General features: G+C 56.9%; 1 protein-coding gene. It reads right to left on the reverse strand.

Annotated elements, in window-relative coordinates; all coding sequences use genetic code 11:
• Nucleotides 1-120: 120 nt before the first annotated feature.
• On the reverse strand, nt 121-418 hold a 298-nt coding region (locus tag AC1DUE_RS20460), incomplete at its 5' end, for a hypothetical protein (RefSeq protein WP_477041236.1).

Here is a 418-nt window from a genome sequence, read left to right on the forward strand (position 1 = left end):
AACCACAACAAGCGAGCGACGCCTGTCGCCCCGCTTTGCGTGCGCATTTGCGAAATGAAGAATCCGCGTTCGAAGGAGCGTGACCCCGATTAGCGTCGGGGCGCAGGATTCGCTAAAGTCTCACTCGTCGGAACGGCCCAACAGCCGGGAAGACAAATCCCGCTGACTGGGAATCAGGCCCGAAAGGATCTGATAGAGTCGGACTCGCCGGAAAGGGAAACGCGAAAGCGAAAACCTGGAAAGCGAAACCCGCTTCGACCGGGAATCGGACACGAAAGAGTCTGATAGAGTCGGAAACGCAAGACCGAAGGGAAAGCCCGGAGGAAAGCCCGAGAGGGTGAGTACAAAGGAAGCGTCCGTTCCTTGAGAACTCAACAGCGTGCCAAAAGTCAACGCCAGATATGTTGATACCCCGGCC

It is taken from the genome of Cellulomonas sp. P4_A2 (assembly GCF_056402515.1).